Annotated in this window: 18 protein-coding genes, 1 tRNA gene and 1 pseudogene; 8 read left to right on the plus strand and 12 right to left on the minus strand. The window is 69.3% G+C overall.

Features of this window, described 5'->3' with window-relative positions:
• The first annotated feature begins 145 nt into the window (after positions 1-145).
• From gmd to BM252_RS00420, 4 genes are all read left to right on the plus strand, one after another.
• Positions 146-1,189, plus strand: a complete 1,044-nt coding sequence (gmd, locus tag BM252_RS00405) for a GDP-mannose 4,6-dehydratase (RefSeq protein WP_093383208.1) — start codon at positions 146-148, stop codon at positions 1,187-1,189.
• Between the two features lie 109 nt (positions 1,190-1,298).
• Positions 1,299-2,135 carry a GDP-mannose 4,6-dehydratase gene (locus BM252_RS00410; RefSeq protein WP_245774051.1) on the plus strand — a complete coding sequence of 279 codons (837 nt, stop codon included), beginning with the start codon at positions 1,299-1,301 and terminating at the stop codon, positions 2,133-2,135.
• Entirely contained in the window at positions 2,132-3,289 is a 1,158-nt protein-coding gene (locus BM252_RS00415; protein WP_093382113.1) for a glycosyltransferase family 4 protein, read from the plus strand. Before BM252_RS00410 ends, BM252_RS00415 begins: the two co-directional genes overlap by 4 nt.
• Positions 3,290-3,328: 39 nt before the next feature.
• Entirely contained in the window at positions 3,329-4,453 is a 1,125-nt protein-coding gene (locus BM252_RS00420; protein WP_093382116.1) for a glycosyltransferase family 4 protein, read from the plus strand.
• Positions 4,454-4,706: 253 nt separating this feature from the next.
• Here BM252_RS00420 and BM252_RS00425 read toward each other — a convergent pair whose 3' ends face one another.
• From BM252_RS00425 to BM252_RS00445, 5 genes are all read right to left on the minus strand, one after another.
• Positions 4,707-5,414, minus strand: coding sequence for a response regulator transcription factor (locus BM252_RS00425; protein WP_093382118.1), 708 nt, complete (start codon positions 5,412-5,414; stop codon positions 4,707-4,709).
• Positions 5,411-6,550 carry a sensor histidine kinase gene (locus BM252_RS00430; protein WP_093382121.1) on the minus strand — a complete coding sequence of 380 codons (1,140 nt, stop codon included), beginning with the start codon at positions 6,548-6,550 and terminating at the stop codon, positions 5,411-5,413. The genes BM252_RS00425 and BM252_RS00430 overlap by 4 nt, the downstream gene beginning before the upstream one ends.
• A 43-nt stretch (positions 6,551-6,593) precedes the next feature.
• Entirely contained in the window at positions 6,594-7,364 is a 771-nt protein-coding gene (locus BM252_RS00435) for a tetratricopeptide repeat protein (protein ID WP_093382124.1), read from the minus strand.
• A gap of 103 nt (positions 7,365-7,467) precedes the next feature.
• Positions 7,468-9,270, minus strand: a complete 1,803-nt coding sequence (locus tag BM252_RS00440) for an ATP-binding response regulator (protein WP_245774012.1) — start codon at positions 9,268-9,270, stop codon at positions 7,468-7,470.
• On the minus strand, positions 9,263-9,874 hold the full coding sequence (locus BM252_RS00445) for a response regulator (RefSeq protein WP_245774013.1): 612 nt from the start codon (positions 9,872-9,874) through the stop codon (positions 9,263-9,265). The genes BM252_RS00440 and BM252_RS00445 overlap by 8 nt, the downstream gene beginning before the upstream one ends.
• Before the next feature lie 209 nt (positions 9,875-10,083).
• Between BM252_RS00445 and BM252_RS00450 the strand changes: the two are divergent.
• From BM252_RS00450 to BM252_RS00460, 3 genes and pseudogenes are all read left to right on the plus strand, one after another.
• A pseudogene (locus BM252_RS00450) lies at positions 10,084-10,563 on the plus strand (FxDxF family PEP-CTERM protein); the annotation flags it as partial.
• A gap of 199 nt (positions 10,564-10,762) precedes the next feature.
• Positions 10,763-12,562 (plus strand): amidohydrolase, encoded by a 1,800-nt coding sequence (locus BM252_RS00455; RefSeq protein WP_093382134.1) that lies wholly within the window; start codon positions 10,763-10,765, stop codon positions 12,560-12,562.
• Positions 12,563-12,645: 83 nt separating this feature from the next.
• On the plus strand, positions 12,646-13,788 hold the full coding sequence (locus tag BM252_RS00460) for a DUF4172 domain-containing protein (protein ID WP_093382137.1): 1,143 nt from the start codon (positions 12,646-12,648) through the stop codon (positions 13,786-13,788).
• A 132-nt stretch (positions 13,789-13,920) separates the two neighbouring features.
• Here the strand turns inward: BM252_RS00460 and BM252_RS00465 are convergent.
• Positions 13,921-14,005, minus strand: a tRNA-Leu gene (locus tag BM252_RS00465).
• Positions 14,006-14,152: 147 nt separating this feature from the next.
• Between BM252_RS00465 and BM252_RS00470 the strand changes: the two genes are divergently transcribed.
• Entirely contained in the window at positions 14,153-16,114 is a 1,962-nt protein-coding gene (locus tag BM252_RS00470) for an APC family permease (RefSeq protein WP_093382139.1), read from the plus strand.
• A gap of 25 nt (positions 16,115-16,139) precedes the next feature.
• On the opposite strand, the gene BM252_RS00475 is transcribed toward BM252_RS00470, so the two are convergent.
• From BM252_RS00475 to BM252_RS00500, 6 genes are all read right to left on the minus strand, one after another.
• Complete coding sequence (locus tag BM252_RS00475; protein WP_093382142.1) at positions 16,140-16,736, minus strand: porin family protein; 597 nt, start codon at positions 16,734-16,736, stop codon at positions 16,140-16,142.
• 179 nt (positions 16,737-16,915) lie between these two features.
• Positions 16,916-18,640 carry an ArnT family glycosyltransferase gene (locus BM252_RS00480; RefSeq protein WP_093382145.1) on the minus strand — a complete coding sequence of 575 codons (1,725 nt, stop codon included), beginning with the start codon at positions 18,638-18,640 and terminating at the stop codon, positions 16,916-16,918.
• A 112-nt stretch (positions 18,641-18,752) separates the two neighbouring features.
• Positions 18,753-19,022: a type B 50S ribosomal protein L31 gene (locus tag BM252_RS00485; protein ID WP_093382148.1), complete on the minus strand. Its 270-nt coding sequence runs from the start codon at positions 19,020-19,022 to the stop codon at positions 18,753-18,755.
• 263 nt (positions 19,023-19,285) lie between these two features.
• Positions 19,286-20,548, minus strand: a complete 1,263-nt coding sequence (gene rho, locus BM252_RS00490; protein WP_093382150.1) for a transcription termination factor Rho — start codon at positions 20,546-20,548, stop codon at positions 19,286-19,288.
• A gap of 224 nt (positions 20,549-20,772) precedes the next feature.
• Positions 20,773-21,099 carry a thioredoxin TrxA gene (gene trxA / locus BM252_RS00495; protein WP_093382153.1) on the minus strand — a complete coding sequence of 109 codons (327 nt, stop codon included), beginning with the start codon at positions 21,097-21,099 and terminating at the stop codon, positions 20,773-20,775.
• Between the two features lie 361 nt (positions 21,100-21,460).
• Entirely contained in the window at positions 21,461-21,919 is a 459-nt protein-coding gene (locus tag BM252_RS00500; protein ID WP_093382155.1) for a response regulator, read from the minus strand.
• Positions 21,920-21,922 lie beyond the last annotated feature (3 nt).

Consider the following 21,922-nt stretch of genomic DNA (forward strand, 5'->3'; position numbering starts at 1 on the left):
CTGAAAATTACCCTGTAACAAGATGTAATTGTTGTAATAGCCACAGCGCGGCCAAAGTGGCCGCAAGCCGCTCTGTTACAATATCGGGTTAATTGAAGGCCGGTCCGCCGCCTTTCGGCCACTCCAGGAATTGAATGTGAACACCATGCAAAAAACTAAAAAAGCACTCATCACGGGCATCACCGGTCAAGACGGCGCGTATCTGGCGCAACTGTTGTTGGAAAAAGGCTACGAAGTCACCGGCACCTACCGCCGCACCAGCTCGGTCAACTTCTGGCGCATCGAGGAACTCGGCATCGAGGCCCATCCGCGCCTCAATCTGGTCGAGTACGACCTGACCGACCTCAGTTCGAGCATCCGTTTGCTGCAGTCGGCCGCCTTCGACGAGGTCTACAACCTGGCCGCGCAAAGCTTCGTCGGCGTCTCCTTCGAGCAGCCGATCACCACCGCCGAGATCACCGGCCTGGGCCCGGTCAACCTGCTCGAGGCGATCCGCATCGTCAACCCGAAGATCCGCTTCTACCAGGCCTCGACCTCGGAAATGTTCGGCAAGGTGCAGGCCATCCCGCAGGTCGAGGACACGCCGTTCTACCCGCGCAGCCCGTACGGCGTGGCCAAGCTGTACGCCCACTGGATGACCGTCAACTACCGCGAGTCCTACGGCATCTTCGCCACCTCCGGCATCCTGTTCAACCACGAGTCGCCGCTGCGCGGCCGCGAGTTCGTCACCCGCAAGATCACCGACTCGGTCGCCAAGATCAAGCTGGGCAAGCTCGACGTGCTTGAACTGGGCAACCTCGACGCCAAGCGCGACTGGGGCTACGCCAAGGAGTACGTCGAGGGCATGTGGCGCATCCTGCAGGCCGCGCAGCCCGACACCTACGTGCTGGCCACCAACCGCACCGAGACCGTGCGCGACTTCGTCAGCATGGCCTTCAAGGCGATCGACGTGGCCATCGAGTGGAGCGGCGCGGCCGACCACGAGATCGGCACCTGCGCCCGCAGCGGCAAGGTGCTGGTGCGCGTCAGCCCGAAATTCTACCGTCCGTCCGAGGTCGAGCTGTTGATCGGCGATCCGGCCAAGGCGCTGGCCGAGCTGGGCTGGGCGCCCAAGACCACGCTCGAGGAGCTGTGCCTGATGATGGTCGAGGCCGACCTGCGCCGCAACGCCGCCGGCTTCTCCTTCTAAGGTGGACGCCGTGGCCAGCCCGACCCAGCTGCAGTTCCTCTCGCCGCAGCGCGAGGGCGCCGGCAAGCGCGCCCTGGTCACCGGCCTGGCCGGTTTCACCGGCCGTTACATGGCGGCCGAGCTGGCCGCCGCCGGCTACCGCGTGTTCGGCACCACCACGCCGGGCCACGCGGCCGACGCCGACTGCTACGCCGTCGACCTGTGCGACCGCGCCGGCGTCGCCGCCATGGTGGCCGAGGTGCGGCCGGACGTGGTGGCCCACCTGGCCGGCATCGCCTTCGTCGGCCACGCCGACGTCGAGCAAATCTACCGCGTCAACGTGGTCGGCACGCGCAACCTGCTCGAGGCGCTGGCGGCCCAGCCGCACAAGCCGTCGGCGGTGCTGCTGGCGTCGAGCGCCAACATCTACGGCAACACCGAGGTCGAAGTCATCGGCGAGGACGTGCGCGCCGCGCCGGCCAACGACTACGCCGTCAGCAAGCTGGCGATGGAGTACATGGCCGGCCTGTGGCGCGACAAGCTGCCGCTGGTCGTCACCCGGCCGTTCAACTACACCGGCGTCGGCCAGCACGACAACTTCCTGCTGCCGAAGATCGTCGGCCACTTCCGCCGCGGCGAGACCGACATCGAGCTGGGCAACCTGAACGTGGCGCGCGACTTCTCCGACGTGCGCATGGTGGCGGCCAGCTACCGCCGCCTGCTGGCCGCCGCGCCGGCCGGCCGGACCTTCAACATCTGCTCCGGCCAGGCCTATTCGCTGGGCCAGGCGCTAGCCATGATGGCCGACATCGCCGGCTACCGTATCAAGGTCCACGTCAACCCGGCCTTCGTGCGCGCCAACGAGGTGGCCCGCCTGGTCGGCGACAAGCGCCGCCTGGAGGCCGCCGTCGGCGCCATCGCCGCGCCGCCGCTGGCCGACACGCTGCGCTGGATGTACCTGGCGTGAGCGCGCCGCGCGTCGCGCTGTCCACCACCACCGCCGAACCGGGCCTGACCGGCGGCCGCCTCGACGGCATCGGCGTCTACAGCCGGGCGCTGCTGGGCGCGCTGCCGCAGGCCGGCTGGCAGGTGCGGCCGTTCTCCTTCGCGCCGCCGGGCGGCGCCGCCGCGCTCAGCGTCGGCCGGGCGCTGCCGCGCTCCTTCGCCGGCGCCACGCTGCGCGACCTGCTGCTGCCGTCGGCGCTGGCGCCGCTGCGCCTGCCGGCCGACCCGGCCGACGGCCGCGTGCCCGAGTTGTTCCACGCCACCGACTACCGCATCGTGCGCATCGACCGGCCGGTGGTGGCGACGCTGCACGACGCCCTGCCGATCGCCCATCCGGAATGGTGCAACCCGCGCCTGCGCCGCCTGAAGAACTGGCTGCAGGGCCGGGCGGCGCGCCGGGCCGACCACGTCATCGCCGTCTCGCAGTACGCCGTGGCCGAGCTGGTCGAGTGCTTCGGCGTCGACCAGCGCCGCATCAGCGTGGTGCCCAACGGCGTCGGCGACGAGTGGTTCGAGGCGCCGGCCGCCGCCGCCGTGGCCGCCACGCTGGCCCGGTACGGCCTGCGGCCGGGCTATTTCCTGTTCGTCGGCACGCTGCAGCCGCGCAAGAACGTCGAGCGCCTGCTCGAGGCCTACCTGGCGCTGCCGCCGGTGCTGCGCGCGGCGCGCCAGCTGGTGGTGGTCGGCGCGCCCGGCTGGCGCAGCGCCGAGCTGACCCGGCGCCTGGCTGCGGCGCGCCAGAACGGCGAGAACGTGGTCTGGCTCAGCGCCCTGACCGAGCACGAGCAGCTGCGCCACCTGTACGCCGGCAGCGGCGTGTTCGTCTTCCCCTCGCTGTACGAGGGTTTCGGCATCCCGGTGGTCGAGGCCTTCGCCGCCGGCGTGCCGGTGGTCAGCTCGAACGCCACCTCGCTGCCGGAGGTGTGCCGCGGCGCGGCGCTGGAGGTCGAGCCGAGCTCGGTGGCCGAGCTGGCCGCCGCCATGGCCGCCATGGCGCGCGACGAGGCGCTGCGCGCGCGCCACGTCGCCGCCGGCCGCCGCCGCGCGCTCGAATTGACCTGGGCCGAGACGGCCCGCCGCACCAGCGCCGTGTATCATTCCGTCCTTTCATCCTGACCGCGCCCGCCGCGATCCGCCAGCCCCTTGCCCCCTACCATGCGCGTCCTCCACTTCTACAAGACCTACTACCCCGACTCCTGGGGCGGCATCGAGCAGGTCATCCGCCAGATGTGCGTCGGCACCGGCCGCCTCGGCGTGCGCAACGAGGTGCTCACGCTGACCCGCGACAAGGACCCGTCCGACCTCGAGTTCGAGGGCCACATGGTGCACCGCATGCCGCTCGACTTCGAGATCGCCTCGACCGGCTTCTCCTTCGCCGCCATCCGCAAGCTGGCGCGCCTGGCGCGCCAGGCCGACGTGATCCACTACCACTTCCCGTGGCCGTTCATGGACCTGGCCCACTTCATGGCGCGCATCGACAAGCCCAGCGTGGTGACCTACCACTCCGACATCGTGCGGCAGAAGAACCTGCTGCGCGTCTACACGCCGCTCAAGCAGCGTTTCCTGCGCAGCGTCGACCTGATCGTGGCGACCTCGCCCAACTACCTGGCCTCGTCGCCGGTGCTGGCGCGCTACACCGACAAGGTCCGCACCATCACCTACGGCCTCGACAAGAGCATCTACCCGGAGCCGGGCCAGGCGGTGCGCGACAAGTGGCGCGCCCAGTGCGGCGGGCGCTTCTTCCTGTTCATCGGCGTGCTGCGCTACTACAAGGGCCTGCACATCCTGCTCGACGCCGTCGCCGCGCTGGACTACCCGGTGGTGATCGTCGGCGCCGGCCCGATCGAGCGCGAGCTCAAGGCCCACGCCGAGCGGCTCGGCCTGCACCACGTGATGTTCGTCGGCGCGCTCGAGGAGGTCGACAAGATCGCCCTGCTGCAGCTGTGCTACGCCATGGTCTTCCCGTCGCACCTGCGCTCGGAGGCCTTCGGCATCTCGCTGCTCGAGGGCGCGATGTTCGGCAAGCCGATGATCTCCAGCGAGATCGGCACCGGCACCACCTACATCAACATCGACAACGACACCGGCCTGGTGGTGCCGCCGGACGACCCGGCGGCGCTGGGCGCGGCCATGCGCACCCTGTGGGAGCAGCCGGCGCTGGCCGCCGCCATGGGCGAGCGCGCCGAGGCGCGCTACTGGGAGCTGTTCACCGCCGAGAAGATGGCCGAGAACTATGCCGGGCTGTACCGCGAACTGGCGGCGCGCCCGGCCAAGCGCTGAGGTCATCGGCGCAAGGTTTGATTTTGCGCAAACCGCGATCTTGATATGACGCTAACATTGCGTCGAACTCCCGGCCCCGGTTGTGGTCACAGCAACGCCAACAACAATGTTATCGGCGGCCCACTGTGTGACGCAACGACATGGCCGGACGCGGGAGTTCACCCCCGTCCGCCGCCCGCCGTCATCCGTTGTCCGCGATCCGCCCGCCGCAAGCGGCACTCCGCGACGCCATCCCCGTCCTCGCCATCCCGCCTTACAGCCAGCCCTGGTCGCGCGCCATGCGCGCCGCCTCGGTGCGGTTGGCCGCGCCCAGCTTGCTGATCGCCTCCGACAGGTAGTTGCGCACCGTGCCCTCGGACAGGCAGGCGATGCGGGCGATCTCCAGCGAGCCGGCGCCGTCGGCGGCCAGCTGCAGCACCTGGCGCTCGCGCGCCGTGAGCGGATCGCGCTGGCCCCAGGACTGCACCGCCAGCTCGGGATCGACCACCTGGCCGCCGCCGTGCACCGTGCGGATGGCCCGCGCCAGCGCCTCGGCCGGCGCGTCCTTGAGCAGGTAGCCGGCCACGCCGGCGTCGAGGGCGCGGCGCAGGTAGCCGGCGCGGCCGAAGGTGGTGACGATGATGACGCGGGCGCGCCGGTTCTGCGCGCGGATCTGCTGGGCCAGCTCGAGCCCGCCCATGCCGGGCATCTCGATGTCGGACAGGACGATGTCCGGCGCCAGTTCGGCGATCTGGCGCAGCGCCTCGGCGCCGTCGCCGGCCAGGCCGGCGATGACGAAGTCCGGCTCCAGCGCCAGCAGGGCGGCCAGGGCGCCGCGCACCAGCGCCTGGTCCTCGGCGATCAGGATGCGGATCGGTCGGGCCGCGATCGGTCGGGCCTCGCTAGGCCGGGCCTCGCCAGGCCGGGCCGCGCTCGGTTCGGCCGCGCGCGGCGGCGCCTGGTTCGGCGTGGCGCCGCTCATGGCAGCGCCGCCGTGGCGGGCAGCGAGAGGCTGAGCCGCAGGCCGGGGCCGGCCGCCAGCGCCATGGCGCCGCCGTGCGCCTCGACGCGCTCGCGCATGCCGCGCAGGCCGTTGCCCGGCACGACCGGCGCGGCCGCCGCGCCGTTGTCGCTGATGTCGCAGTGCACCCGGCCGTCCGCCTGGCGCAGCGCGATGTGGCAGGTGCTGGCGCCGGCGTGGCGCACGATGTTGGTGACCGCCTCGCGCAGCGCCAGCGACAGCACGTTCTCCACCGCCGCCGGCAGCGCCAGCGGCTCGATCCGCGTTTGCAGCGCCACGCCGGCCGTCTGCAGCGCCTTGTCGGCCTGGGCCAGCTCGAAGGGCAGGCCGGCGCTGCGGTAGCCGACGATGGCCTGGCGCACCTGGCGCAACGCGTCGCGCGCGCTGTCCTCGACCTCGCGCATCTCCGCCTCGGCGCGTTGCGGTTCGCTCGCCACCAGGCGCCGCGCCAGCTCGCTCTTCAGGGCGATCAGCGACAGGGTGTGGCCGAGCACGTCGTGCATGTCGCGCGCGATGCGCTCGCGCTCGGCGATCTTCGACAGGTGCTCGACCTCCTCCTGCTTGCGCAGCAAACGGCCGGCGGCGCGCCGGCTCTCGTGGAAGTGGATCAGCGGGCCGGCGATGAACACCGGCAGGACCAGCACCTGCAACAGGAAGGTCTGCCGCGGCTGCAGCAGCCAGGCGGTCAGCGCGCCCAGCAGCACGTTGGCGGCGACCAGCAGGAAACCCTGGCGCGGCCGTTCGAAGCCGGCGCCGGCGCAGGCGCTGTAGATGAAGAACACCGCCGCGCCGGGGTTGTGCGGCGCCGACAACATGCCCAGCGCGGTGATCATCAGCGCGTTGCGCCACAGGGCGGCGCCGTCCAGCCAGTAGCCGCGGAAGTACAGCAGTAGGAACAGCGGTAGCGTGGCGGCGGCCAGGGCTAGCTGGAAGGCGCTGTGCGGCCGCAGGAAATAGGGGACCACGTAGATGCCCAGGTAGACCAGCCAGAGGTAGGGCGTGCGGCCGGTTTCCGGCGTGGAGGGCAGCAGTGTCAAGCGCATGCGGGCTTTCGAGGTGGCGACGGCGGCGCGCGGGCCGTCTTGTTTGGATGGCAATGGGGGGCATTGTAGCGGCGCCGGCGCCGCCGCGCCAATCGGTTCAGCGCAGGCCGGCCAGCAAGCGCTTGGCCCAGCCGTGCTGCGGCGCGGCGTCGAGCACCTGCTGGACGTTGGCGCGCGCCTCGTCGCGCCGGCCGTCCGCCTTCAGGGCGACGGCGCGCCACAGCAGGGCGTCGTTCAGGCCCCAGTTGGCGGCCGAGGCCTCGGCCCGTGGCAGGTGGGCGATGACGCTGTCGAAGTCGGCCAGGGCCAGGGCGCGGTCGCCGCCGAACAGGGCCGGCGTGTACAGCCGCGAGATGCCGGCGAACAGGCGCACGCGCGGCTGCTCGGGCGCCAGCCGCAGCGCCTCGGCGATGGCCTGGTTGGCCTTGACGCCGAGCAGCGGCCCCTTGAGCGGGCTGCGCGAGATCTGCAGGCCGTAGACGCCGGCCAGCATGGCCAGCGCCTCGGCCTGCTGCGGCTCGGCGCGGCCGGCCAGGCCTTCGAGGCGCAGGCGGGCGCGCTCGAGGGCGGCGCCGATCGCCGCGTCGTTGCGCTTGGCGTCGGCCAGGCCGGCGTTGGCCAGGCGGTAGTCGGCGTAGGCGGCGGCCAGCTCGGCCTCGGCGCCGTCGCCGGCCAGCGCGTTCAACTCGCCGCTGACGGCGCCCAGGGTGGCGACGTCGGCCTGCCAGCTGGCCGCCTCGATGCGCTGGTAGTCGGGCAGGTAGTCGTGCGCGGCGGCGGCGCGGGCCGGGCCGGCGAGGGCCAGGGTCAGGCCGAAAGCCAGGCCGAGGGCGCGGGCGAGCAGGGTGGGGCGGGTGGTGTGCGACATGGGTGGCTCCAAGTGGGGTGTGTGCTGGATGCACTGGTGCCATTGTCGACGCCGGCGCCGCTTCCCGGTAGTGATGCGGATCAGCGCCGGCGGGTGACTTTTGTCATGCCGGGCCGGCCGGCGCCGGCGCCGCCTCCAGCGCGGCGGCGATGCGCGCCAGCTCGCGGTGCAGCTGGGCCGGCGCCACCGGCTTGTGCAGCAGCGGCACGCCGCTGTTGCGCGCCTCGCGCAGGCGCACCGGCGCGGTGTCGCCGGTGATCAGCAGGGCCGGCAGCGCGCGCCCGGCCTGCTGGCGCAGCGCGGCGATCGCCTCGGCGCCGGTGTGCTGGCCGCGCAGCCGGTAGTCGCTGACGATCAGCTCGGGGCGCAGCTCCGGCGCCAGCGCCAGCGCCTGCTCGACGCCGTCGGCGGCGGCGCAGTCGCAGCCCCATTCCCGCAGCAGGGCCTGCATGCTGGCGCGGACGATGGCGTCGTCGTCGATCAGCAGCACGCGCATCGCCAGCGGGCGCAGCTGCTGCGGCGCCGCCTCGTCCGCCTCGGCCGGCGCCGCCCGCAGGGCCAGCGGCAGGGTCAGGCGGAACACGCTGCCGCGCCCCGGCCGCGAGGCCAGCGCCAGCGGCGCCTCGAGGATGCGCGCCAGGCCGCGGGCGATCGACAGGCCCAGGCCGAGGCCCTTCTGGCGGTCGCGCTCGGGGTTGCCGAGCTGGTGGAACTCCTGGAAGATCTCCTGCTGCTGGCCGGCGGCGATGCCGATGCCGGTGTCCCACACCTCGACCACGGCGGCGCCGGCGTGGCGGCGGCAACCGACCAGGATGCCGCCGCGCTCGGTGTAGCGCACCGCGTTCGACACCAGGTTGCGCAGCACCAGCTCGACCAACGCCGGGTCCGACTGCAGCACCAGCTCGCTGTCGCGGGTGCGGTAGATCAGGCCCTTGGCGTCGGCCTGCGGCGCCAGCTCGCTCTCGATCTTGGCCAGCAACGGCTGCAGGCGGAACGGCGCCGGGTGCGCCTCGACCACGCCGGCCTCGATGCGCGAGAAGTCGAGCAGCGTGTGCAGCATGCTGGCCGAGGCCTCGGAGGCCGAGCGGGCGCTGGCCAGCACCTCGTGCTGGGCCGGCGTCAGCGGCGAGCGCGCCAGCACCTCGAGGAACAGGCCCTGGGCGTGGATCGGTTGGCGCAGGTCGTGGCTGGCGGCGGCGAGGAACTTCGACTTGGCCAGGTTGGCCTGCTCGGCCGCGCGCAGCGCCCGCTGCGCCTTGTCGCTCTCGACGCGCAGCTGGTCGATCAGCTCGATGTTGTCGAAGCGCAGCTGGATCGCCGCGCGCGCCGCCCGCGAGCTGTTGCGGCCCTGGCTGAGCAAACTCATCAGGTAGACCAGCACCGCCATGCCCAGCGCCTGGAAGGCCAGGTCGCCCAGCGACCACACCTTGGCCGCCAAGGCGCCCAACTCGAACACGCAGAACACGGCGAACACCGGCAGCACCGGCGAGAGCAGCGACATGGAGTTGCCGACGATGCCGGCCAGCACCGCCACCACCAGGATGCTGTTGGCCGCCGACGCCGGGTCCAGCCCGGCGAAGGCCAGCGCGCCCCAGGCGGCGCCGTCGACGGCGTTGAGCACGATCAGCCGGCGCGTCAGCCGGTCGGCGTGCTCCGGCAGGATGGGCGCGCGCAGCAGGCGCCGCGCGTCCCAGCTGGCGAACACCTTCGAGCCGATCACGGCGCCGCACCACAGGCGCAGCGCGACGGCGTTGTCCGGCGTGGCCAGCGTGTAGACCAGCAGCAGGGCGACGACAATGGCCGGCAGCAGCGAGCTGCCCATGTTGCCCATCAACAGGCGCGCCTGCTCGGCGCGGATCAGCCGCTCGGTGTCGGCGGCGGCCGCCGGTCCGGCCGGGCTAGCCAACCAGCCCCCGGCTGCGCGCGGCGAAGGCGGCCTCGGAACGGCTGACCACGCCCAGCAGCGCCAGCAGCGCCTGGACGTGGCCGCGCACGGTGTTCTCCGACAGGTTCAGGCGCCGCGCGATCAGCTTGTTCGACAGGCCCTGGCAGATCAGCGCCAGCACCTCGCACTGGCGCGGCGTCAGGCGCAGCTGCTCGCCGCGCTCGCCGGCGCCGGGCGGCAGGGGCGCGCCGGCCTCGCCGCGCAGCACCGCGCTGATGGCGGCCAGGATGGCGCCGGCCGGCTCGGCCTTGGAGACGAAGCGGGCGGCGCCGCGCGCCAGCGCGTCGTGGGCGGTCCCGCTGGCGGCGTCGGCCGACAGCACGATGATGGCGCAGTCGGGCCAGCGGCGGCGGATCAGCGCCATGCCGTCCAGGCCGTTTACGCCGGGCAGCTGGATGTCGAGCAGCACCAGCTGCGGCGCGGCGGAGTCGCGCGCGCCGGCCAGCGCCTCGTCGAGCGAGGCCGCCTCGCGCACGTCGAGTCCGCCGAGCGCCTCGGCCAGCATCAGGCGCAGGCCGGCGCGGAACAGCGAGTGGTCGTCGATCAGAATGATGGTCTGGTTCATGTCAAGCATTTCACTATGGCGCGGCGGCGTCGGCAAGGGGTGGGGGGGCAATTCAGTCCAAATGGACTATTTCCGAATGTCTAGTGTCAATTTATTATCACTATTATTCGGCGAGCAAGTATCAAGTCGGCCGGCCCGATGCCATTCTGAGATCTTTTTTACTTTTAGGGAAACAAATAATGAAATCCAGCGTACTCGCACTTGTTCTGAGCACCGTTTTCGCCTCGTCGGCGATGGCAAAAGACTACACCGTCGAACTGCACCAGTCGAAGAGCAATCCCCATCAGTGGACCGGCAGCTTCAACCTGAGCCAGCCGACGCCGATGGAGGGCAACTACTTCTCCGACACCTACACCTTCAGCCCGGTGCTGGACGGCGAGTTCAAGGTCAACGGCGGCGTCATCAACTTCTACGGCTTCGATTCCGAACAGATCCAGTTCAGCAGCGTGTCGCTGAACCACAAGGCACTCAAGCTGAGCAACGAGGACGGCGAGAGCAAGGCGCGGCTGGGCAACATCTCGCTGAGCGGCCCGCTGACGCTGCAGGTCTCCGGCTTCGCCGGCAGCTCGGCCAGCTACTCGGGCAACTTCAACATCACCACCGCCGTGCCGGAACCGGAAACCTACGGCATGCTGCTGGCCGGCCTGGGCCTGGTGGGCGCCGTCGCCCGCCGCCGCAAGGCCAAGTAAGCGCCAGGTAGGGACCAAGTCAGCGCCAAGTCATCGGCAGCAAGGGGAAGGGCCGCGGCGCGTCAGCGCCGCGGCCCTTCGTCGTTGCGGCCGGCGCCGCGGCGCGCCGGCCGGCAAAAGTTGAACACCGCGCCGCGTCGGCCGGCTACACTCACGGCGGTACGCCCCGATTCCATCCACCGGCCCGAAGGGATTTTGCATGACCTCTAGCACGCTGCGCAACGCCGCCACCCTGTCCTTGCTGCTGGCCGCCAGCGCCGCTAGTGCCGCCGGCGCCGCGCCGGCCGCCGACACGGTCTACCGCAACGGCTACGTCTACACCGTCGACGCGCACGACAGCGTGCGCCAAGCGCTGGCGGTGCGTGGCGGACGCATCGTCTACGTCGGCGACGACGCCGGCGCCGCCGCCCACATCGGCAAGCGCAGCAAGGTGGTCGACCTGGGCGGGCGCATGCTGATGCCCGGCCTGGTCGACGGCCACATGCATCCGCAATCGGGCGGCGCGCGTCTGCTCAACTGCAATCTGAACTACGCCGCGCTGACGGTGGCGCAGTTCCAGGCGCGTATCCAGGCCTGCCTCGACCGGGACAAGGGCGCCGACGCCAAGCGCTGGCTGGTGGTGGTCAACTGGTTCCAGCAGGGCATGCAGCCGGACGGCGTGGCCACCAGCGCCGCCACGCTCGACGCCTTGAACACCGCGCGCCCGGTGGTGGTGCGCTCGTCCTTCGGCCACTCGGCGCTGGTCAACCGCCGCGCGCTGGAGCTGGCCGGCATCGGCCGCGACACGCCCGACCCGGTGGCCGGCAAGATCGTGCGCGACGCCGGCGGCGAGGCCAGCGGCCTGCTGGAGGACGCCGCCCAGGAGCTGGTGATGCAGCACCTGCCGCCGCTGACCCCGGCCGAGAACCTGGCCGCCTCGCGCGCCGCGCTGGCCGCCATGCGCCGCCAGGGCGTGACCAGCTTCCTCGACGCCTACACCGACCCGGAAACCATGACCGCCTTCCGCCAGCTGCAGCGGCGCGGCGAGCTGAGCGCGCGCGGCCACTTCGCCGTGCTGATCGCGCCGGAGCAGGGCGCCGCGCCGGCCAAGGCGGTGGCCGCGCTGCTGGCGCAGGCGCGCCGCTACGACCAGGGGCCGACCCGCGTCGCGCCGTCGATGCAGGTGCGCCACGCCAAGTTGTTCATGGACGGCGTGATCGCCGCGCCGGCGCTGAGCGGCACCATGCTGGCGCCCTACTACGTCGACAAGGGCACGCCGCAGCAGCCGCACTGGGTGCCGGGCGACAGCACCGGACCGGCCGCCTACTTCGCGCCGGCCGCGCTGCGCGGCGTGCTGGGCGAGCTGGCCCGGGCGCGCATCGACCCGCACATCCACGTCGACGGCGACGGCGCCGTGCGCCAGGCGCTCGACGCCATCGCCGCGCTGCGCGCCACGCCGGAGGGCCGCGCCGCGCGGCCGGCGCTGGCGCACGACGAGATCGTCGACCCGGCCGACCTGGCCCGCTTCGCCGCGCTCGACACCACCGCCGTGCTGTCCTTCCAGTGGGCCAAGCCGGCGCCGGACACGGTGGGCGCGCTGCAACCGTACATGGGGCCGCAGCGCTACGCCCTGGTCGAGCCGCAGGCGCTGCTGCTCGACGCCGGCGCCCGTGTCGCCTTCGGCAGCGACTGGCCGGTCGACGCGCTCGACCAGTGGTTCGCGCTGAAGGTCGGCGTGACGCGCACGGCGGCGCCGGACGCCGGCGCCGAGTTCGCCGGCCGGCTCGGCGCCCAGCCCGGCCTGCCGCGCGCCGCCGCGCTGCGCGCCATCACGATCAACGCCGCCTACACGCTGCGCCAGGAGGCGCAAACCGGCTCGCTGGAGGTGGGCAAGCTGGCCGACCTGATCGTCCTCGACCGCAACTTCTTCACCATCCCGGCCGAGGACATCGCCAACATCAAGGTCTTGCAAACCGTGGTGGGCGGCAAGGAAGTCTACCGTGACGAGGCGCTGCACTGAAGGCAACACGACAACACAGCAGGCTGCGTTGGTGTGAGCCGTATATACTCGAAATACGGCTCATAAATTGATGTGAATTGACTATGGCTACCTCTCCTGGCAATGCCTATGTGTGGCAACTGCCGACCTGGCCCGCCTGGACCTATGACACTCAGGCCTTGGCCGACGCCTTGGCGCGGGCGCGGCTGCAACAGGGGCGGGTGCTCGGCAAGGCGCAGGCGGTCGGCTTGGCCGCCGACGCATTCGCCCAGGTGGTCAACGACATCTGGGTGGGGGAGGTTGTCGCGACCGCCGCGATTGAGGGGCAGCAGCTCGATGTCGAGCAGGTGCGTTCGTCGGTCATGCGCATGCTGGGCATCGCGAGTGCCGGCCAGTCGTCGCGGCATATTGATGGATTGGTCGACGTGATGCAGGACGCCTTGCACAATTATACCGTTGCGTTGGACGCGGATCGCTTGTGCCGCTGGCAGTCGGCGCTTTTCCCTGGTGGTACTTCCGGTATCCAGCATATCGAGGTGGGGAAATTTCGCAGCTTTAGCGATGCGATGCAGATCGTCAGTGGCCGTCCCGGACATGAGCAGGTGCATTACCTCGCCCCGGACTCTCGCCGCGTGCCGGCCGAGATGGCGCGCTTCCTGGCATGGTTCAATGCGTCTGGCGGCGAGGACGGCATTGTGCGCGCGGCCATCGCGCATCTGTGGTTCGAGGCGATACATCCCTTCGAGGACGGCAACGGCCGGATCGGCCGCGCGATCATGGATATGGCGATTGCGCAGGACGCGCGCTCGGGGACCAGGATCTACTGCATGTCGCACCAACTGGAGCAGAATCGCAAGGCCTACTATGCGGCGCTGAATGCGGCGCAGCGGGGCGACGGCGATGTGACGGCATGGGTGCGGTGGTTCGCCGACCAGTTTTCCGAGGCCTGCGTCAAGTCCGAGGCGGTGATCGACCGGGCGCTGGAGAAGGCGCGTTTTTGGGCCGCGCACGCGGCGCATCGTTTCAATGAGCGGCAATGCAAAGCGCTGCGCAAGCTGCTCGACGCCGGCGACGGCGGCTTCCTCGGCGGTTTGACGGCGGAGAAGTATTGCAAGATCACGGGCACGTCGAAGGCGAGCGCGACACGGGACTTGGGCGACTTGCTGGGCAACGGCGCGCTGATCTCGCGCGGCATAGGCAAGGCGACAAAGTATTACGTCAATGTGCCCGGCTGGCGGCAGGAGTGATCGTAGGCATACGTGCTGCGTACGGTAGGCGGAGTTTGCTGGCGCCGAGCGGCCAAACGGCGGGGGCGTTTGCGGCAGCGCGCCACAAAACAAAACGGCCCTCATCGCTGAGGGCCGTCTGTCGGTGTTTGGTGGTGCCCGAGGCCGGACTTGAACCGGCACGCCTTGCGGCGGCGGATTTTGAGTCCGCTACGTCTACCAATTCCATCACTCGGGCAACGCGACTGGCATTATCACTGATTTAGCCGCATCCGGCAACCCTGGTTCGGAATTTTTATATTTGTGCAAACATTCCAGGCCCGGGCGAAGCGGGTATCATCTCTGCTCCCCCCCCCGCAACGGCCGGCAGGTCCGGCGTTCCCGCATGAACAACAGCAAGATCCGCGAGATCATCCTCGGCAAGCCGCTCGACCCGATGAAGAGCGAAACCCGCCACTCGATGGCGCTGGTGGCCTTTCTGGCCTGGGTCGGCCTCGGCGCGGACGGCCTGTCCTCCTCGTCCTACGGCCCGGAGGAGACCTTCAAGGCGCTCGGCGCCCACACCCACCTCGGCCTGTACATGGCCATCGCCACCGCCGTCACGGTGTTCATCATCGCGCTGGCCTACAACCAGGTGATCGAGCTGTTCCCCACCGGCGGCGGCGGCTACCGCGTCGCCACGCGCCTGGTCGGCCCCTACATGGGCCTGATCTCCGGCTGCGCCCTGATCCTCGACTACGTGCTCACCATCGCCATCTCGATCGCCTCCGGCGTCGACGCGCTGGCCTCCTTCCTGCCGCTCGGCTTCCAGCCCTACAAGCTGTGGGCCGAGGCCTTCTTCATCGGCCTGCTGATCGTGATGAACCTGCGCGGCCTGAAGGAGGCGATCCAGATCCTGCTGCCGATCTTCCTCGGCTTCGTCGCCACCCATTTGGTGTTGATCGTTTACGGCATTGTCGCCCACGCCTCGCACCTGCCCGAGCTGGTGCCAACCACGCTGGCCGAGACCGGCCAGCTGGCCACGCAGATCGGCTGGACCGGCGTGGCCGGCATGCTGCTGCTGGCCTATTCGCAGGGCGGCGGCACCTACACCGGGCTGGAGGCGGTGTCGAACAACGTCAACCTGCTGGCCGAGCCGCGCGTGCGCACCGGCAAGGTGACGATGCTGTACATGGCGCTGTCGCTGGCCTTCACGGCCGGCGGCATCATCCTGCTGTACCTGCTGTGGGACGCCAAGCCGGTGGCCGGCGAGACCCTCAACGCCTCGACCTTCAAGACCATCATCGCCAGCATGGGCCTGGGCGGGCCGCTGCTCAACCAGGTGCTGCTGGTGGTGGTGCTGGCCTTCGAGGCCGGCCTGCTGTTCGTCGCCGCCAACACCGGCTTCCTCGGCGGCCCGTCGGTGCTGTCGAACATGGCGGCGGACTCCTGGGTGCCGCACAAGTTCCGCTACCTGTCGACCCGGCTGGTGACGCAGAACGGCATCCTGGTGATGGGCCTGGCCGCACTGGCCATCCTGTTCTGGACCGGCGGCAGCGTGACCCTGCTGGTGGTGCTGTATTCGATCTCGGTGTTCCTGACCTTCGCCATCTCGCTGTTCGGCCTGTGCCTGTACTGGGCGCGCAACCGCCGCCGTGGCACGCACTGGCTGCGCCGGCTGATGCTGTCGGCGGCCGGTTTCGTCATCTGCGCCGGCATCCTGGCGATATTGCTGGTCGAGCGCTTCGCCGGCGGCGGCTGGGCCACCATCGTCATCATCGCCGCCATCGCCGGCCTGTGCATCGTCGTGCGCAAGCACTACCAGCAGACCAAGCAGGCCATCCACTCGGTCGACGAGGTGTTCGCCAGCCAGCCCTTCGGCCCCAACCCGGAGCCGGTCGAGCCGCAGCCGGACGACCAGACCGCCGTGTTCATCGTCGGCACCTCGCGCGGCGGCGGGCTGCACGCGCTGCTGTGGGTGCAGCGCATGTTCCCCGGCCACTTCAAGAATTTTTTGTTCGTCAACGCGCGCACCGTCGATTCGCACGCCTACGGCGGCGAGGGCGCGCTCGAACAGATGCGCAGCGAGGCGGCCGAGACGCTGGAGTATTTCGTCGACTTCTGCCACAGCCACCACATGGCCTCGGCGTCCTACCTGGGCTTCGGCACCGACGCGGTCGACGAGGTGACCCGCTTGTGCGAGCAGATCAGCGAGGAGTTCCCGCACGCGATCTTCTTCACCAGCAAACTGATCTTCTCGACCGACAACTGGATGACGCGCATCCTGCACAACCAGGCGGCGCTGGCGGTGCAGCGCCGCCTGCATCTGGAGGGCTTGCAGATGGTGATCCTGCCGATGAAGGTGTGAGCCGCGCCCAGCGGCGCGGCGTCGCTTAGAAGGCGTAGCTGAGGTTGGCCGAGACGGCGTTGCTCTTCACGCCGTAGACCTGGGAGCTTTTGCCCAAATGCTCGAACTCCAGGCCGAGGCCGACGTTGGGCAGCACTTGGTACTGCAGGCCGAGCGCGGCGTAGACGCCGGTGCGGTTTTCGCTGCCGTGGGTGGCGTGGTGCTCCGCGTTGATGCTGATGTTGGCGTCGTAGCGATAGTGGTTGCGCGCCAGGCCAAGCTTGCCGTAGGCCGACAGTTGCGCGCCGAGGGCGACGCGGGCCTTGGCGGCGGCATACAGGGAGCTGCCCCGGTTTGAGACGTATTGGTGCGCTTTGCTGCCGGGCACCACGGTGTCGCTCTGGTGGGCGGCCGTGCGGAAGTTGACGTAGCCCAGTTCGACGCCCCAGTTCTGGTCGAAGGTATAGCCGGCGAACAGCTTGGCGTCGGCCTTGCGGCCGTCGCTGCCTTGGTCGAAGCCCGGCCCGTCGAACTTGAACGGCACGGCGGCGACGCCGACGCCGACATAGTAGTTTTCGGCATGGGCGTTGGACAGGCACAGCAGCGCCGCGCCGGCGCAGCCGGCGATGAAGGTTTTTTTCATGTTGCATCTCGCGAAGGCAAATGGATCGGTGTTCGCAATTGCTGGGAATTGCGAAGTCGAATGATAACATTTATCTATTCGCAATAGTTTTCCTTGGTGCAATAAAACCGAACGACCAAGCAGAAACAACAGGGGCGGCCATGCGGCCGCCCCTGTTGTTTCTGCTCAGTGGGCCGCGCTCAGTCGGCGCGGCGGTACAGGCGGAAGCGTTCCTCGCGGTCGGACGGCCGGCGGCCCTCCCACAGCAGTTGCCATTGCTTGCCACGGTGCTGCGCCGCGATCTCGCGGTCGTCGCGCAGGCGCACGCTGTCCTGCAGCAGCAGCAGTTCGCAGCGGCCGCCCTCGACGCCGGTGAACGGCAGGTGGGCGTAGTAGGCGAAGGAGGCGCGCTGCGCCGGGCCGACGTTGGTTTCGATGCAGCCGGCGCCGGGCGGCAGCTTGTCGGCGATCTGGCGCGCCACGCTGGCGTAGCTCTTGCTGTAGTTCATGTCCGGCAGGAACAGCGTCATCAGCAAGATCCAGATCAGGATCAGGCCGCCGGAGGACAGCACCACGGCGCGCCACAGCACGGCCGGCTGGCGCGACAGGCGCCAGTGCACCAGGGCGATCCAGCCGCAGGTGGCGGCGGCGGCGACGATAAAGGCCAGCAGGCCCAGCTCGGGCTTGAAGCCGGGCACCAGCTTGAGCGCGTTCTTGGCGGCCTGGGCCGGCCAGCCGGTCAGCTTGGCGATCCAGAAGATCCAGATGACGGCGGCGCACAGGGTCAGCGCCATCACCGAGAACCAGTCGATGGCGTTGATGGCGCCGCGCTTCATGGTCAGCAGGCCGAAGGCGGCCATGATGGCCAGCGGCGGCAGCAGGGCCAGCAACTGGCCCTGTTCGGGATTCGGGTGGAACAGGGTGAGCAGCGCGGCCATGATGACGAAGCTGAGCGGCACCACGATGTGCAGCACGTGGCGCTGGCGGCGCCAGGCGTACACGGCCCAGCCGGCGAAGGGCCAGGCGGGCCAGAAGAACCAGGTGCCGACGCGGAAGAAGAACTTCAACGACAGCACCGTCGGCAGCGCCAGCTGGGCGCCGCCCAGCGCCAGCCAGCCGGCCAGCGGGGTTTGCTGGTAGGGCCGCAGCAGATGGGCCGGCAGCAGCCACAGCGCGGCGATGGCCACGGCGACGGCGGCGGCGGCGGCCAGGTCGCGCAGGGCGCGGCCCGGCGGCAGGCCGAGGAAGCGGGTGCACAGCAGCAGCGCCAGGCTCAGCGCGGCCGGCGTCAGCCAGCCGCGGTTCAGGCTCAGCAGGCCGAGCGCCAGGCCGACCAGGGCGGCGTTGCGCAGCGAGGCCCGCTCGACGTAGCGCACGGCGCGGTAGACCAGCAGCGCCACCAGCGACACCTGCAGCGCCTCGGCGGTGGTCTCGTGGCTGTGCAGCAGCAGGCCCAGGCTGCCCAGGTAGATCAGCACGGCGGCGTCGGCCAGGGTGCGGCCGAAGTCGCGCGGCTCGGGCTGGCCGCCGAAGGCCAGGCGCAGCGGCTGGGCGTCGGGGCGCCGGCCCAGGTTGAAGGCGGCGTACCAGACGGCGGCCACGCCGAGTAGGAACACCAGCCCGGTGGCGACGCGGGCGCCCAGAACGTCGCCCAGCAGCCAGCCGAACAGCTTGATGCCGAGCGCGCCCAGCCAGAAGGCCAGCGGCCCCTCGTCGGTGACGCTGAGGCCGGCGATGTTGGGCCACAGCCAGTCCTGCCAGCCGCCCTGGGCCATCGTCCACATCGCGCCGAAGCTGGCGGCGTCGTCGTTCTTCCACGGGTCGCGGCCGATCAGGCCGGGCAGGATGTAGAGCAGGCCGAGGGCGAACAGCGCCCAGCGGGGCAGGGCCAGGGTGGCGGCGGCGGGAAGTCGGACTGGCTTCATCGATCAGTGTGCAATAGGGAGGTAGACGGCAGTATGCAGGAAAACACGGGCGCGGACAGCGACAGACAAAAAAAGGCAGCCGAGGCTGCCTTTTTGTTCGAAGCGGCGGAAATTAGCCTGCTGCGATGGCGGTTTTCGAACCGACGGAACCGAATTTCTGACGGAACTTCTCGACGCGGCCGGCGGTGTCGACGATCTTGTGCTTGCCGGTGTAGAACGGGTGCGATTCAGCCGACACCTCGATCTTGACCAGTGGGTACTCTTTACCGTCGAGGGTGATCTTTTCGCGGGTGTTGATGGTCGAACGGGTGACGAATTTGAAATCGCACGACAGGTCGTGGAAAACAACTTCGCGGTATTCTGGATGGATATCGGTCTTCATGGGATGCCTTAGATGGGTAGGTAGCCAAACAGCACTTCGTCGGTCGTCTTGCTTCTTGACCCGATTGCCGATCACTTGCCAGGGTTTAAATTAATGCAACCGTGGATTATACAGCGCTTTGCCGGGGGCGGCAAGCTGGCCCGCCACGGCCGCCGAGCCAGGGTCAGACCCTCAGGGTCTGACCCTCGGGACAGGCCGCCGGCGGGACGATAAAAAAGGGCGGCGCCCCTGCGGACGCCGCCCCTTGTCGATGCCCGGCCGGCTTAGCCGCCGCGGCGCATCATGTCGAAGAACTCACCGTTGGTCTTGGTGGCCTTCATCTTGTCGAGGATGAACTCCATCGCCTCGATCTCGTCCATCGAGTACAGCAGCTTGCGCAGGATCCAGATCTTCTGCAACTGGTCCGGCTTGATCAGCAACTCCTCGCGGCGCGTGCCGGACTTGTTCAGGTTGATCGCCGGGTAGACCCGCTTCTCGGCCAGGCGGCGCTCCAGGTGCACCTCCATGTTGCCGGTGCCCTTGAATTCCTCGTAGATCACGTCGTCCATGCGCGAGCCGGTTTCGATCAGCGCGGTGGCGATGATGGTCAGCGAGCCGCCCTCCTCGATGTTGCGGGCGGCGCCGAAGAAGCGCTTCGGACGTTGCAGCGCGTTGGCGTCGACACCGCCGGTCAGCACCTTGCCCGAGGCCGGGATCACGGTGTTGTAGGCGCGCGCCAGGCGGGTGATCGAGTCGAGCAGGATCACCACGTCTTTTTTCATTTCAACCAGGCGCTTGGCCTTTTCCAGCACCATCTCGGCGACCTGGACGTGGCGGGTGGCCGGTTCGTCGAAGGTCGAGGCGACCACTTCGCCGCGCACCGAGCGTTGCATCTCGGTCACTTCCTCCGGGCGCTCGTCGATCAGCAGCACGATCAGGGTGACGTCGGGGTGGTTGGCGGTGATGGCGTGGGCGATGTGCTGCAGCATGACCGACTTGCCCGACTTGGGCGAGGCCACCAGCAGGCCGCGCTGGCCCTTGCCGATCGGCGAGATCAGGTCGACGATGCGGCCGGTGATGTTTTCCTGGCCGTTCATCTCGCGCTCCAGGCGCAGCGGCTCGTTCGGGTGCAGCGGCGTCAGGTTCTCGAACAGGATGCGGTGCTTCGACATCTCCGGCGATTCGCCGTTGACCTTGTCGACCTTGACCAGCGCGAAGTAGCGCTCGCCGTCCTTCGGCGTGCGCACCTCGCCCTCGATGGAGTCGCCGGTGTGCAGGTTGAAGCGGCGGATCTGCGACGGCGAGATGTAGATGTCGTCGGTCGAGGCCATGTAGCTGGCGTCGGGCGAACGCAGGAAGCCGAAGCCGTCGGGCAGCACCTCGAGGGCGCCGTCGCCGAAGATTTGTTCGCCGGATTTCGCGCGCTTTTTCAGGATCGCAAACATCAATTCCTGTTTGCGCAGACGCGCCGCGTTGTCGATATCCAGACCGATCGCCATCTCCAGCAGGGCCGAGACGTGTAAGGCCTTCAATTCAGATAGATGCATATGTGTTGAGTGTCCCGTGACGGGAAGTAAAGGTAGGGGAGGGAACTGCGTGGTGTTAATCAATATGGGCGCCGTGGCGACCCTGCCGATCGGATGGCGTCGCGGGCGCGGCGCCGTCTTAGTTTGCTGCCTGTGCTGCCGATTGTGTTCTTGTTTTTCGCTGCCGGTGCTGCCTTACATCATGGACGCGGCGTGCGCTCGGCCGGCCGCGTCCACGATCTTACTTAAATATTGCTGTCGATGAAAGAGGTCAGCTGGCCTTTCGCCATCGCGCCGACCTTCTGCGCCGCCGCCACGCCGTTCTTGAACAGGATCAAGGTCGGGATGCCGCGGATGCCGAACTTGGCCGGCACGCCCTGGTTGGCGTCGACGTCCATCTTGGCGATCAGGATCTTGCCGTCGTACTCTTTCGCCACTTCTTCCAGGATCGGGCCGATGGCCTTGCAGGGACCGCACCACTCGGCCCAGAAGTCGACCAGCACTGGGCGGTCGGACTTGAGCACGTCGGCGTCGAAGGAGGCATCGGTAATGTGTTTGATATTTTCGCTCATGTTTTCCTCAAATGAGGGTCAGTGTGGGATCAATAACGCCTGGGGATCATGCCATTCTTGTCTGCAATCGCCATCAACGTTGCCGGACTACGGGCAGCAGATGGAGGCAATGGGTGCAAATTCAATGTTCTGGAAGGGGTGGCAAGAAGGTAGGCAGGCGGGGATGGCTGAAATAATAACCCATTTTTCGGAAATGTGTGCCAGATTGTATAAATAGTTGGTTTCTATTGTGGTGTGGCTTGATATGGCCCCGGCCGGGTGGCAGATCCTGCGGCGGGAGCATGGGGGCAGCATAGGGTCAGCATAGGGTCAGACCCTAGGGTCTGACCCTGGGGCGTTGCCCGTGGCGCGCGCGTCGGCCTCAATACAGTCGTTCGAGCGCCTGGCACAGCGCCAGCCGGCTGACCGGCTTGGGCAGCGCCGCCAGCAGCTGCAACTGGTGGAACTGGGCCATCAGGCGGGCCGACTGCAGCAGCCGGGTCTCCTGGCCGGACATCAGGATCAGGCCGCCGCCGAAGCGGCGCGCGGCCAGCGCGTCGAGCAGGGCGAAGCCGTCCTCGCCGGGCATGCACAGGTCGGAGATCACCGCGTCCGGGCGCGGCCGGGTGGCGTCGTAGGCGGCCACGCCGGCGGCGCCGTCGGCGGCCAGCAGCACCGTGCCCACGCCCAGCTCGGCGAGCAGCTCGCGCAGCAGGGCGCGCTGGAAGGCGTCGTCGTCGACCACCAGCACGCACAGGCCGGGGTGCGCCGCGGCGCGCGTTGCGGGGGCGGCGTCGCTGTCGGTCTGCGCCGCGGCGGTGGGGGCGGTGGTCGATGGCATGGC

Origin of the sequence: Rugamonas rubra (assembly GCF_900114705.1) — a bacterium.
Lineage (GTDB): Bacteria > Pseudomonadota > Gammaproteobacteria > Burkholderiales > Burkholderiaceae_D > Rugamonas > Rugamonas rubra.